The 12,273-nt window shown below is 46.3% G+C and carries 10 protein-coding genes; 4 read left to right on the top strand and 6 right to left on the bottom strand.

The features are described 5' to 3' along the window. Positions 1 to 9 precede the first annotated feature (9 nt). Complete coding sequence (srmB, locus tag WH43_RS16455; RefSeq protein ID WP_286049874.1) at positions 10 to 1,242, top strand: ATP-dependent RNA helicase SrmB; 1,233 nt, start codon at positions 10 to 12, stop codon at positions 1,240 to 1,242. A 95-nt stretch (positions 1,243 to 1,337) separates the two neighbouring features. Here srmB and WH43_RS16450 read toward each other — a convergent pair whose 3' ends face one another. From WH43_RS16450 to yaaA, 4 genes are all read right to left on the bottom strand, one after another. Further along, on the bottom strand, positions 1,338 to 2,108 hold the full coding sequence (locus WH43_RS16450; protein ID WP_053425671.1) for a hypothetical protein: 771 nt from the start codon (positions 2,106 to 2,108) through the stop codon (positions 1,338 to 1,340). A 190-nt stretch (positions 2,109 to 2,298) separates the two neighbouring features. Next, the gene (locus WH43_RS16445; RefSeq protein ID WP_053425670.1) at positions 2,299 to 4,551 is read right to left on the bottom strand and encodes a carbohydrate binding family 9 domain-containing protein; all 2,253 of its coding nucleotides are present in this window, start codon (positions 4,549 to 4,551) and stop codon (positions 2,299 to 2,301) included. Between the two features lie 109 nt (positions 4,552 to 4,660). Continuing rightward, on the bottom strand, positions 4,661 to 5,959 hold the full coding sequence (locus WH43_RS16440) for an inosine/guanosine kinase (protein ID WP_053425669.1): 1,299 nt from the start codon (positions 5,957 to 5,959) through the stop codon (positions 4,661 to 4,663). 120 nt (positions 5,960 to 6,079) lie between these two features. Next, positions 6,080 to 6,859 carry a peroxide stress protein YaaA gene (gene yaaA / locus WH43_RS16435; protein WP_053425668.1) on the bottom strand — a complete coding sequence of 260 codons (780 nt, stop codon included), beginning with the start codon at positions 6,857 to 6,859 and terminating at the stop codon, positions 6,080 to 6,082. Between the two features lie 420 nt (positions 6,860 to 7,279). Here yaaA and tal point away from each other — a divergent pair, with 420 nt between their 5' ends. The 3 genes from tal (at position 7,280) to WH43_RS19910 (ending at position 10,208) form a co-directional block, all read left to right on the top strand. Continuing rightward, entirely contained in the window at positions 7,280 to 8,236 is a 957-nt protein-coding gene (tal, locus tag WH43_RS16430) for a transaldolase (protein ID WP_053425667.1), read from the top strand. A gap of 46 nt (positions 8,237 to 8,282) precedes the next feature. Next, positions 8,283 to 9,911: a glucose-6-phosphate isomerase gene (pgi, locus tag WH43_RS16425; protein ID WP_286049872.1), complete on the top strand. Its 1,629-nt coding sequence runs from the start codon at positions 8,283 to 8,285 to the stop codon at positions 9,909 to 9,911. Positions 9,912 to 10,031: 120 nt separating this feature from the next. Further along, positions 10,032 to 10,208, top strand: coding sequence for a DUF3545 family protein (locus WH43_RS19910; protein ID WP_082335833.1), 177 nt, complete (start codon positions 10,032 to 10,034; stop codon positions 10,206 to 10,208). Between the two features lie 102 nt (positions 10,209 to 10,310). Here the strand turns inward: WH43_RS19910 and ung are convergent, their stop codons facing one another. Together ung and thrC are read right to left on the bottom strand one after the other, a co-directional pair. Further along, entirely contained in the window at positions 10,311 to 10,973 is a 663-nt protein-coding gene (gene ung / locus WH43_RS16420) for a uracil-DNA glycosylase (protein WP_082335832.1), read from the bottom strand. A 3-nt stretch (positions 10,974 to 10,976) separates the two neighbouring features. Then, positions 10,977 to 12,266: a threonine synthase gene (gene thrC, locus WH43_RS16415; RefSeq protein ID WP_053425666.1), complete on the bottom strand. Its 1,290-nt coding sequence runs from the start codon at positions 12,264 to 12,266 to the stop codon at positions 10,977 to 10,979. Positions 12,267 to 12,273: the final 7 nt, after the last annotated feature.

The raw sequence follows: 12,273 nt of genomic DNA, 5'->3' as shown, positions 1-12,273 counted from the left end.
AAGAACAGCGTGAGCGAAATCAACACTGCACAGGAAAAAATGACCTTTGCTGAGTTTCAACTGGATGACAGCTTAGAGAAAACCCTGAGTAAAGCGGGTTTTAAAGAAGCGACCAGCATTCAGAAACTGGCTATTCCTGTGGCTTTGGAAGGCCGCGACATACTGGCCAGTGCGCCCACAGGCACAGGCAAAACGCTGGCGTTTTTATTGCCGGCAATTCAGTACCTGCTGGATTTTCCGCGCCGCGATCCGGGTTTTGCCCGTGTACTCATCATGACGCCAACCCGTGAACTGGCCTATCAGATTTTTGAACAGGTGCAACAGCTGATTATGCTGACCGACCTGCACGCTGGGGTGATCACTGGCGGTATCAACTACGGCAGTCACAAAGAAACCTTAGAAAAAAACAACGATATTCTGGTGGCTACACCGGGCCGTTTAATTGAATATCTGGATAACGAAAGTTTCCATGCCGACGAAGTAGAAGTGCTGATCCTCGACGAAGCCGACCGTATGCTGGATATGGGTTTTGTTGGTGAGATGAACCGCATTATTCTCGAAGCCAAACGCCGTCGTCAGACCATGTTATTTTCTGCCACTTTGGAAGGCAATGGCGTCAATAAGTTTTCTGAGCGCGCTTTACGTGAGCCCGTGCTGATTGAAGCCGCGCCACCACGTCGCGAAAAAGCCAAGATTCAGCAGTGGATGCACGCTGCTGACGATGCCGAACATAAACTGGCGCTGCTTATCCATATTCTGAAGCAAGAAGATGTCAGCAAAGTCATCGTCTTTGTCAAAACCCGTGAACGTTTAGCCACCTTAACAGGTCAGCTTGAAGCCGCAGGTTTAAAATGTTGCTGGTTACAGGGTGAAATGGCACAGGACAAACGTCAGACTGCTTTGGCACGTTTTAGTAACAATCAGGTGCGTATTCTGGTGGCGACCGATATAGCGGCTCGTGGTCTGGATATTGACGATATCACTCATGTGATTAACTACGATATGCCACGCACTGCAGATGTCTATGTGCACCGTATTGGCCGTACTGGCCGTGCTGGTAAAAAAGGTACGGCTATTTCGTTAGTGGAAGCTCACGATATTGGTGTGGTAGGGAAAGTAGAGCGTTATACAGAGCAGCCACTCAAACGCCGCTTTATTGAAGCTTACGCCCTAAACACAAAGAAGCCAAAGCGCCGACTAAACAGAAAAAACCTAAAACAGCAGCGAAGAAAAAAGCGCTGAAAAAAGCCGCTAAGGCCAAAGGTTAATTCTTTGCCCTGACCCGATATAGTCAGCTGCATCAAAAGGCGAACTACATCGGGTTGGCTGGTACTCACTTAATTTAGCTTACCCAGCATTAGCTGATTGTAATTTTGTATAAACGCCTGCCGCCGCTCTGTCGGTACTGTCGTTAAATGCAAATCCAGATAAGCCTGGGTACCTACCAAAGCCTGGATGCTTTTATCCAGACTATTGATAATAGCCTGACCAGTTTCACTTTTATTACAAGCAAAATAACCCAGTTGCAAAGGTTCGGCTTCAGCGACTTCATAACTATGTAGCATACTGGCATCTGTCGTTGCCAACATAAAAGGATATTCCAGTACAGCTGACACTCGGCCCTGCTGCAACATGGGCCAAAGCTGCGCAATCTGAGCGCCACTTTGTTTAAAGTACAAACTACGCCGAAGCACTTTTTCTTTTAATAGCACATCCAACCCTGCACCATAGGAGCGTTCCTGATCCAGTCCTAACACAAAACCTGATTCAGTCAACAGCAAATCCCGCAGCTGCACTTTGCCACCCCAGAGCTTTAACCGGGATTGTAGTTTGGTATGTAACGGACTTTCAATAGGCAGATAAAGTCTTAATCCTTCCGTCGCTAAAAGCGGTTGGCTGAAAATAAACTCGGCAGCTCGTTGTGGATTTTTTAAGATACTGGCCATACAACTGGAAGACTGGGTACGAGTCAACTCCGTAGCTTTAGTGTGATTAACCTGACGGAAATGCGGAGTTAAATCAGAGCTTTGCGCCAAAATCAACCGCATTAACTTCAGCTCAAGACTTTCGATTGTAGTTGGTGTGGTGCTTAACCAGTCCGGTGACATTTTACTCTGGAAATATACGTCCTGTGATTTAGCCTGCAACTGGTGGCTACAACAAAGCATTATTCCAATGGTACAAACAAGCTTCCAACGCATCACTTCTGACTACCCAACTCCATGCTCTGTAAAGTCAGCATAAAAGTGAAGTCTTTAGGCTGTAAAGCTTTTTCTGCCAGAACTATGTCACGATTTGTTAAAGCAACCAGGCGTAACTGAACTTCATAAACACAGAACGCTGATCCCGCTCCAAACTGGTTAATTCATCATCCTGATAGGCATTATCGCTGTATCCGGCGAAAAATAAGGTCTGTGGATTCAGTTTGTAAGAATATAACAACTGACTACCCAAGCTACGTTCCAATTGCTGGGTAAGACCCGGATTATTCAGCGGGTTCTGCACAATATCGCTGTAAATTAAAGTCAGGCGCAACAGACTACGCACTGAAAACTGATAGCTAAAGCGCAAGTCAGTCAGGTTGGCGGTAAAGACCTCAGCACCATCAGCCTCTAAATATCTGTAGGTATGGCGGGCTTCAACTTGCAAATGTGTAGTGGCGTTCCAGCTTATTTCCGGTGCGAACTGCACCAGCTCGCCCAGCCTGTTGTTGCGGTAATCTATGGCATCTCCCAGCTCTACTTCGGCATTGGCATAAAGCGCAGGTAAAGGCCTGAATTCGGCAAAAGTGGTCAGTCTTTGTTCGTTAAACATCAGTGTATTGCCATCAATAGCCAGCGAGTTGTTAGTCAGGCGAGGACCTGTTTTATCTCTGTCGGCAAGACTCACAGAGAAAAAGCTTTGTTGTGGACCCCATAACTCCAAAAATAGCTCTGCTTCTTTTTCCAAGAGTTCATTATTGGCATTATGGCTGATATCCCAGTCGCCGCTCAAAATCGCCCTGTTCCACCAGTTGTTGTCAGAAAACCACTGATAGCCCAAACCCTGCACAAATTTATGAAAGTCGGTTTGTGGCATATAGCCCATATCAGCGCGAAAGTCTTGTTCCAGCGCCAGGTACTCGGTATTCCAGAACCAAGCCCCGTCATCGTGCTCATACATCAAAAAGTAAGCCGGATCGGATAAATCATCTGCCAGGCGTAAACCCGCCTCTGAATCTGCAAAGCTCTGGCGTAAGGCTGCTGAATAGGCGGAGTCGGCATATAAATACTGCAACACCAATTGGTCCTGATCGGTGAGTTTATACTTCAGATCCAGACCAGCTAAGTTGTTGTGATAGCTGTCGCTTTGCCGCAAGCTGCTGATCCAGCCCAAAGACAAGTCAGCACTTAAATCGTAGCGGTATCGCAATACAGCATTGCTGCTTTCTTCATCCAGGATTGCAACATCAGAACCCAGGTTGCCCGGTACGATAAAGGTAGTTTTTTCATCATTCGCGGCAAAAAAAGCAAAGGAATGCTGCTGTTGTTTACCCGTCAGCTTAGCGCCTATATCAGGAGCCCCAATATTGCGGGTGTACACCAAATCCAGCGGTGAGCTGAAGTAATCCTGGTTATCAAGGAAAAATGCACGTTTTTCGTCAAAAAATAACGAGAAGGTATCGTTCATTGACACTTGTGCCACATCAGCTTCGACCTGAGAAAAATCAGGATTGAGTGTGGCATTGAGGTTAATGTCCGGTGTGATGCCCCATTTTAAATCCAGACTGACCTCGGTATTGGGTTCTGTCTGCCAGTCTGTTTTCGCGTCAGCTGTTACATCACGTTGCTGACTTGCACCTGTGACTAAAGAGGGCACCACACTAAAATGACTGCCTTGTTTGGCACCGGAAAAACCCGTAGCGACACGCATCTGACAAATCCAGCACGGATTTACCCGCTCTATTTTATTGCTGGATAAACGGTGTTTCAGATCCCGTGGATAAAACCGTACCAGCTCAATACGCCATTGCTGCAAAGCCAGTCTGTCATTAAAGTTTAAAATACGCAGCGGGATAGCAATTTCTACCTGATAGCCATCAGGGGTCAGTTGACCTACGCTGTGCCAAATCCCATCCCAGGCATCACTTTCATCGCCAGTAACCTCATTCTCTATCGCATCTGCCTGCACACCCAACGGGTTACTGAAAAACTGATAGGCCAATTTTTGATCGTTGTAGCTGTCAATTTTGATGCCGACTAAGTCATCCTCCCAGACACCATCTCTGTCTTTTAAAAAAGCACGGATTTGCGAAGGGTTGGGATCTTTGGCTTTAAAGGCCAGATAAAAATACTCGCCGTTTTCCAGCAGCAAAGCTTCGGTTTCGACCGGAGCTGGGGTATTTTCCGATGGCCAGCTGTTAATTTCTATCTGTACTTTATTGGCTTGCGCCCAACCAGCATCAGATAAATCACCATCAATGCTGATAGCGGCGGTGGTTTTAGGAATATGAATATCGGCCGCAGCACATGCAGAAAACAATACCGCCAACAAAAAAAACCAACGCAGCATTTAGCTATCCTTGTACAGCAGGAAAAAAGTCACCGGCACTATATAGAAAGAAATAGAAAATATGAAGGCCGGGAACACCGGCCTTCTGCGCTGAATTTGTAACGGGCTGTTATCTGTCCCAGTAACTTTCTTCCAGCGAGTCTTCTTTTTCCGGCAAACCTTTAGACAAGCGTGGCGCATTTTGCACCAGAATGGCGTAACTGACCCTGTTAGCATATTTACAGATCTGGGCAAAAGACGAATAGGCCAGATAAGGTTGTTCATGTTTACTGGACAGAGGCAAGGTTTGACGGTGAAAATGATTGGCAGCTATATCATGCAAAATCGCCGCTAAAGCGCCATCGCCTGCGCCGTTGGTGTTTTTAATCCGCTCAGGTCCACCCAAATAAGGGTCGATATGCGAATAGACTTTGACCGGCTGCTGGCAGTCTTTTTTCTGCATAGGACGGCTGAACTCAAATTCGTTGTAGTCTGCCAAAGCACCGGATTTGATAGGATTGGTGGTCTCGCGCTTAACAGAAGCGTCAGTATAACCACACAAATACAAGCCCTCCGGACCTGCAGTTAGCAGCACCATATCGACATAATCCAGCGCTGCTTCTGCCGCAAGCAAAGGATCAGCAAAACCAGTCAAGGCTTCGGCTTCCAGCTCATTCATCGCCAGCACATTAACGTACTGCGCCAGAGTTTGCTGAATCAGCTCCCTGTGCTCTTCCACTAAATGTTTAGTGCCTAAACTCATCACCACAGGCACATCTGCAACTTTTGCATCGGACAACATTTTCACCATAGCCTGTTGAATAGGCTGGTCAGTAGCGCGCAGCGGATAAGCACTGACCACTATAGCAGCGGCTTTGGCAATAATATCTGTTGGAATATAAGCAGGTGTTAATTCATCCATATCGCCCGGATCGATAACAAAAGTGCGCTCGCCATCCGGGGTGATCATAGTAATACCACGACCAATATCACCAGGCACTCCCTGTAAGTGGTTCATGTCGACTTTACTGCTGGTATGGCATAAATAGTGATAAGCCGGAGAACCCAGCTGAATATTAGACGACATCACGCCCAGCAATACCGACTTGTCGTCCGCCAGTACTGAGTAGTTATGCACTGTATTGCCTATGGTGCCGCCGGCAAAGTGATCAGAAATCGCATTGGAACCCACCAGTTCCTGATAGATCAGATCGGCTTTGCCATGTTCAACCAGATTAGATAAACCTTTACCTATGCCGTATTTTTCAAGGAACTCGTCGCTGACGTTGGCAATCACATCCACTATAGTTTGGTCCAAACCCACAATATAAGTGTCCAGTTCAGGCCGCACTTCGTAGCTGGGTAAAGCCAGCTTAGGCTGAGACACGGGAAAATAATGTTTGAGTTTACGACGACCAGGGAATTTCATAGGGCAACACTCGGATCAATAGAGCCGCGCATTTTAGCAAAAGCCAATTAAAAAAGCGCAGGAAAAAGCCGCAGTTTTCTGCAGCTTTTTCTGCCTATTTTGCAGCAGAATACTGCAATATCAGGATTCTTGTTGCATTCGTGTAAACACTAGTGTGTCGGCTTTGGACTCGGTACTGCTAAACTGATAGCCAGCGCTGTTAAATTGCTTAAGGCCTTCGACCTGATCAATCTGCTGCTCAATGACATAACGCGCCATCAAACCACGGGCTTTTTTAGCGAAAAAGCTGATAATTTTATACTGGCCATTTTTGAAATCTTTAAATTCAACATTCAATACTTTGGCTTTCAGCGCTTTTTTATCGACGGCTTTAAAGTATTCCTGCGAAGCTAAATTCAGCAGCATTGCTGAATTTAACTGCTCCAGCTGTTGATTCAGTTCAGTACTGATACGGTCGCCCCAGAACTGATACAAATTGCTGCCACGGCCAGTTGCCAGAGAAGTTCCCATCTCCAATCGATATGGCTGCATCAGATCCAAGGGCCGTAATACCCCATACAAACCACTTAAAATGCGTAAATGCTGCTGGGCATAATCCAGATCTTTTTGTTTCAGGCTGGACGCTTGCAAGCCCTGATAGACATCCCCATTAAAAGCAAACAGAGCCTGACGGGCATTATCCGGTGTAAAAGGTGTGGACCACTGTGCAAACCGCGCCGCATTCAGACCTGCCAGCTTATCACTAATATGCATCAGGCTGGATAACTGAGCAGGAGTCAGTGTGCGGCAATAAGGCATCAACTCCAGGCTTTGATCCAGCAACGCGGGTTGAGTAAAAGCAGTGACAGGTAATGGGCTTTGATAATCTAAATCTTTGGCGGGTGATATCACCATCAACATGGGTTTTGGTTTCCTCTACAGCAAGATAAAGCGACTATAACAAATTATTTCCCTTCGCACTTGAAGATGCTGCTTTGTTGACAGGGTTTTCTCGCCCCAGTCACATAGGAAACTATGTTCCCGGGGTCTCATTCACCTGTCGCCGCGCCGCAACATCAATTACTTTGGGAAAATTGCCTTGACTCGACAACAAAACTCAATACGGACGCGGCTTTGACATGGTTTTTAGTTTTTTTCATGGTAAGCTTTGATCCGGCTGCAGAGCTTATAAAATAAGGCTGCAGCCAGTAAACTAAACAGAATTCCGAATGAGAGAAACTTGCCGCAAAAGCCTGCTTTTGTGTTGTAATTTTCCTACATTTATTTAGTATTAAGCCCCACATCACTGACTTGTGATCAGAAAAACGGTAATAAAACAATATGAGCACTTTACTAGAACAGCTAAAAGCAGTGACTACAGTAGTGGTCGACAGTGGTGATTTAGGCGCCATTGAACAATTCCGCCCTGTAGACGCAACGACAAACCCATCTTTATTACTAAACGCCAGCCAGCTGGAGTTTTCCAAGCCGTTATTGGCTCAGGCCGTGGCTTATGCTAAAAGCAAAAGCTCAGATCTGGCCACTCAGATCAGCATAGCCAGTGATAAATTTGCGGTCGATATCGGCACTCAGATCAGCAAGTTAGTGCCAGGCCGTGTTTCTACTGAAGTGGATGCGCGTTTATCTTTTGATACTCAGGCCAGCATCAACAAAGCGCTGCAACTGGTTGCTTTGTATGAAGAAAACGGTATCAGTAAAGATCGGATTTTGATCAAAATAGCCTCTACCTGGGAAGGTATTCAGGCCGCCCGCCACCTCGAGCAACAAGGTATTCAGTGCAACCTGACGCTGCTGTTCCATATGGCGCAAGCCCGTGCCTGTGCTGAAGCTGGTATATTTTTAATTTCTCCTTTTGTAGGGCGTATTCTGGATTGGTACAAAGCCAACACCAAACAAGACTACACAGCAGAAACAGACCCTGGCGTGGTTTCAGTGCGTGAAATTTATCGTTACTTCAAAACCTATGGCCATAAAACTGTGGTGATGGGTGCAAGCTTCCGTAATATCGGCGAAGTATTAGCTTTAGCAGGCTGTGACCGCTTAACCATCAGCCCAGGATTACTGGAAGAATTAAGCCAGCAGCAAGGCAGCTTAACAGTTCATCTGCAAGATACAGGCGCTACCGCCAAAGAAACGGCCGCTTTAACTGAAGCAGAATTCCGCTGGGCACTGAATGAAGATGCGATGGCGACCGAAAAACTATCGGAAGGTATCCGTAAATTTGCCGTTGACCAACGTAAGCTGGAAACTTTAATTCAGGCCCAATTACAAGCCTAAGCAAAGGCTTAATTTTTATCACCATCGGATCACTACAGGAGTTTATATGATGTCGTCTGCACTTTGGGCTGAATTAAAACAGCTGGCACAGCAGCCTTTATCCTTGCGTCAGCAGTTTGCCGCCGACCCAAAGCGGGCTGAGAAATTCCAGGTCAATGCCTGTGGTATTCACCTGGATTTTGCCAAAAACCTGATCACAGATGGCATTTGGCAAAAGCTGCTGGAACTGGCAAAACAAAGCCAAATCCAAAACAAAACTCAGCAGATGCTCCATGGCGACAAAATTAACAACACCGAGCAACGTGCCGTCTGGCATATGGCATTACGTGCCGATACGAACACTCCCTTAGTGTTAGATGGTATTGATTTACAGCCAGAAATTCAGGCCTGTCATGCGCAAATGGCAGAGCTGATTGGCCAGTTGCATCAGGGTAGCTACAAAGGTTATCAGGGCGATGCCATTACCGATCTGATTTGGATTGGTATTGGCGGCTCGTTATTAGGCCCACAAATGGCCTGTGAAGCTTTAGCGCCTTTTAATAAAAGCCCGGTACGTATTCACTTTGCCGGCAATATAGATGGCGCTGTAGTGTCCGATGTAGTCAAAGGGTTAAACCCTGCCACTACCCTGGTGTTTGTCGCCTCTAAGTCTTTTGGCACTGAAGAAACCAAACAAAATGCGTTGGCTGTACGTCAGTGGTTCACTGACAAAGGTGCAGACAAAGCCGCTATAGCTCAGCATTTCTGGGCTACTTCGTCCAATATCAAAGCTGCAGCGGAGTTTGGCATAGTGGCGGAACATATTCTGCCGATGTGGGACTGGGTGGGTGGTCGCTATTCGTTATGGTCTGCCATCGGCTTCCCTGTGGCATTGCAGTTGGGCATGGAACAGTTTCAACAACTGCTCAAGGGCGCACGCGATATGGACCAGCATTTTATCAACGCCCCTCTTGAGCAAAATATGCCGGTGATTTTGGCTCTGCTTGGCGTCTGGTATATTAATGCTAAAGGTTGTCAGGCTCAGGCTTTATTACCGTACAGCCATTACTTACGTTTCTTGCCCTCTTACGTGCAGCAACTGGATATGGAAAGTAATGGTAAAGGTGTGGATCTGGATGGCAAGCCATTAACAAATGCTACAGCTCCGGTGATTTGGGGCGACGCAGGCACCAATGGTCAGCATGCCTATCATCAGTTATTGCACCAAAGCGTATTGGCTGTGCCGTCAGACTTTATTCTGCCTGCTAAAGTCAGTCACGAACTCAACGATCATCACCACAGATTAGCGGCGCACTGTTTTGCTCAAACTCAGGCATTGATGCAAGGCAAAACCTTTGATGAAGCCAAAGCTGAAGTGCTGGCAAGCGGCGCATCAGAAGCAGAAGCTATTGCTTTGGCACCACATAAAGTCTCGCCTGGTAATAAGCCAAGCAATACCTTATTACTGCCAGAGTTATCACCTTATTACTTAGGCGCCTTAATTGCGCTTTATGAGCAGAAGGTGTTTTGTCAGGGTGTTTTGTGGAATATCAATTCGTTTGATCAGTGGGGTGTTGAGCTGGGTAAACAGCTATCGACGCCTATTTATCAGGTGTTGTCTGGACAAAAGAGCAATAACTTTGATGCGTCAACTGAAGGTCTTATCGCAAAATTTAAGCAGTTAGCCTCGAACTAAGCCATTGAATGAACGAAAAACATTCATTTTTCGTTCATATTTGTGTCAAAGAGTTATTTTATTTTTAGACAAAGTGTGGTACTAATTTGTTGAAAATAACAACAACTCAGAGGGGCAACCATGGAAAGCTTCGAAGACTTACTGAATATGTTGGAGCGTCCTGCGACGAAGAGCCGTGCAGTCAAACGCAAGTGGCGAGAAATTGAAGCAGTCAAAGAACGCCAGCGCTTAAAACGAGAACTAGAAGACATAGACTGGACCATAGAACCTGAATTAGTGAACATCGAATTAAGTTAAATTTAAGCCCCGGCAGTAATGTCGGGGCTTTTTATTTGGCTGTCATTCAGGCTCTGAATACGCAGTAGCGGTTGGGTTTATCCCTGACCGCTCTGTAGTTCTTTATACCTGCCAACAAATGGGGCTCTTACCCTGTTGTTGTAATAACTCATTTGCCTTGGCAAAGTGCCCACAGCCTAAAAAGCCGCGGTGCGCTGACAAAGGCGATGGATGAGGTGCGGTCAAAATATGGTGTTTCGTTTTATCGATAAGCGCAGATTTTTTAATCGCATGGCTGCCCCATAATAAAAACACTATACCTTCTGCATTGGCACTGATAGCTCGTATCACCTGATCGGTAAACTGCTCCCAGCCTAAATGACGGTGCGAATTGGCTTCGTTCGCCACTACGGTTAAAGCCGTGTTGAGTAACAACACCCCCTGCTCTGCCCAGCTTTCCAGACAGCCATGCTTTGGGGTTTGGAAATCACTATATTCCAGTGCCAGCTCTTTATAGATATTTCGTAAAGAAGGTGGAATAGCAACACCTGCTGGCACAGAAAAACTTAAGCCATGCGCCTGATTCGGGCCATGGTAAGGGTCCTGCCCTATCACTACCACTTTCATCTGTGCAAAAGGCGTTAACTTAAAGGCATTAAACACCAGCGCTTCAGGTGGATAAATCACCTGACCAGCAGCACGTTGTTGCTTTAAATAATCCATAGTTTGCAGAAAATAGGGCTGATTTTTTTCAGCCCCAATCACGTCTTGCCAGTTTAAAGACACAGTTTATTTATCCAGAGTCAGTAAGAATTGGCGTAATTGTACAAAATCCGGCGCCATATCTGCACTTAAACTTGCCTCTGATGCAACTGCTGCTAACTCAGGCGGCAGAGCTATAGGGCTGCCGAGGATATTCTCAACCTGCTCTTTAAATTTAGCCGGATGCGCAGTGCCTAAGAAAATACCGAACTCGCCGTCCTGCAAACTACGCTTTAGCGCTTTGTAGGCAATAGCAGCGTGAGGTTCGCTGACATACCCCAAATGCGCCAGCTGACGCATCGACACCTGGGTATCTTCTTCGTCCACCATTACTGCTTCTAAATCGTCGCGGCAAATTTTACCTTGCGCCAATAAAGCCTCAACCCGTGGCCAGTTATTTGGTGCGCTGACGTCCATCGCATTGGATAAGGTGGCCACAGTCTTGTTCGGTGCCCACTGGCCATCCTTCCAGTAACGAGGCACAGTGTCGTTTAAGTTGGTGGCCGCTATCATACGTTTGATAGGTAAGCCTAACACCTTGGCAATCAAACCAGCGGTCAGATTGCCAAAGTTACCACTAGGCACGGCAATAACAATTTGATCGCGTTTATCTTTTGGCACCTGAGCCACAGCTTCAAAGTAATAACAAATCTGGGCAAACAAACGACTGATATTAATAGAGTTGGCTGAGTTGATATTCAGCTGTTTGACTAAATCACGGTCGTTAAATACCTCTTTCACCAGCGCCTGGCACTGGTCAAAATCGGCCTCTACTGCCAGTGTATGGATGTTGTGACCTAAAGTAGTAAACAGCTTTTCTTGTAATGGGCTGATTTTTCCTTTTGGAAATAAAATCACCACATCGACACCGGCTTGCTGATAAAAAGCGTGAGCCACTGCAGCACCTGTATCGCCTGAAGTGGCTGTGACTATCGTGGTTTTACTGACATTCTGTTGCTTTTGCGCCTGAATTAACGCCTGCGCCATAAAGCGACCACCAAAGTCTTTAAAAGCTAAAGTGGGGCCATGGAATAACTCTAAACAGGCGACATCATCCGTCACCTGAGCTAAAGGTGCAGGAAACTGAAAAGCGTTGCTTACCATCTGATGGATTTGTTCAGCACTAAGTTCATCGCCTATTAAAGCCTGAAGAACTTTGGCGCTGCGCTCGACAAAAGGTAGCTCTAATAACGCTTCTATATCCAGGCTTGGCCACTGGGTTGGAAAAAACAGCCCTTGCTGCTCACCCAAACCAATACGAACTGCATCTAAAAAACTAACTTGTTGCGAAGCGACTTTGGTATTTGTTAATTGCATAGTTACA

Origin of the sequence: Rheinheimera sp. KL1 (assembly GCF_001275035.1) — a bacterium.
Taxonomy (GTDB): Bacteria; Pseudomonadota; Gammaproteobacteria; order Enterobacterales; family Alteromonadaceae; genus Pararheinheimera; species Pararheinheimera tangshanensis.
This window is presented reverse-complemented; position numbering and strand designations above follow the sequence as displayed.

Excerpts from the sequence above, each read along its gene's own strand:
- WH43_RS16450 (WP_053425671.1), bottom strand. The coding sequence starts at position 2,108 with ATGTCACCGGACTGGTTAAGCACCACACCAACTACAATCGAAAGTCTT.
- WH43_RS16445 (WP_053425670.1), bottom strand. The coding sequence starts at position 4,551 with ATGCTGCGTTGGTTTTTTTTGTTGGCGGTATTGTTTTCTGCATGTGCT.
- WH43_RS16440 (WP_053425669.1), bottom strand. The coding sequence starts at position 5,959 with ATGAAATTCCCTGGTCGTCGTAAACTCAAACATTATTTTCCCGTGTCT.
- yaaA (WP_053425668.1), bottom strand. The coding sequence starts at position 6,859 with ATGTTGATGGTGATATCACCCGCCAAAGATTTAGATTATCAAAGCCCA.
- tal (WP_053425667.1), top strand. The coding sequence starts at position 7,280 with ATGAGCACTTTACTAGAACAGCTAAAAGCAGTGACTACAGTAGTGGTC.
- pgi (WP_286049872.1), top strand. The coding sequence starts at position 8,283 with ATGATGTCGTCTGCACTTTGGGCTGAATTAAAACAGCTGGCACAGCAG.
- WH43_RS19910 (WP_082335833.1), top strand. The coding sequence starts at position 10,032 with ATGGAAAGCTTCGAAGACTTACTGAATATGTTGGAGCGTCCTGCGACG.
- thrC (WP_053425666.1), bottom strand. The coding sequence starts at position 12,266 with ATGCAATTAACAAATACCAAAGTCGCTTCGCAACAAGTTAGTTTTTTA.